Consider the following 705-nt stretch of genomic DNA (forward strand, 5'->3'; position numbering starts at 1 on the left):
CGCAGCACCCCAATAACCCCGACCCACACCCACACCACCGAGATACAGCTCGCCGGGGGTACCAATCGGGACCATCTCGAGTTCGTCGTCGAGGACGTAGAGCCGCAGGTTGGGGTGCGGTCCGCCGAGGGGCACCCGGGTCAGCTCGGCCAGGGCCTGCGGGTCGCATTGCCAACTGGTGACGTCGACCGCCGCCTCGGCGGGCCCGTAGGTGTTGTGCAGTTCGCAGTCGGGTAGCGCCGCCAGGAACGCCCGTGCCACGTCGACGGGCAACTCCTCGCCCCCGACGCCGACGGAGCGCAGCGAGGTGCACCGCTCGATGCCTTCGGCGAGCAGCATCGACAACATCACCGGGACGAAGTGGGCGGTCGTCACCTGCTCGGCGATGATCAGGTCGCGCAGGTAGGCGGGGTCGCGGTGGCCGCCGGGCCGGGCCACGACGATCCGCGCGCCGGCCGACAGCGCGGCGTACACCTCGGCCGGTGAGACGTCGAACCCGATCTCGGTCTTCTGCAGGACGACGCCGTCCGGGCCGAGGCGGTAGACCTCCGGCAGGACGTGCTGGGTGCGGTTGACCAGGCCGGCGTGGGTGACGACCGCGCCCTTCGGACGACCCGTCGAACCCGACGTGTAGATCACATAACACGCGTTCTCCGGACCCACCACCGCCGGCAGATCCTCACCAGCCTCGCCAGCCCACAACCC

The 705-nt window shown here is 70.4% G+C and carries 1 protein-coding gene; it reads right to left on the bottom strand.

Going from position 1 to position 705, the window contains the following annotated elements; all coding sequences use genetic code 11:
- A partial coding sequence (locus FHG89_RS00010; RefSeq protein WP_139581795.1) for an AMP-binding protein occupies positions 1 to 705 on the bottom strand: 705 nt, incomplete at both ends.

This window comes from Micromonospora orduensis (assembly GCF_006228125.1).
Taxonomy (GTDB): domain Bacteria; phylum Actinomycetota; class Actinomycetes; order Mycobacteriales; family Micromonosporaceae; genus Micromonospora; species Micromonospora orduensis.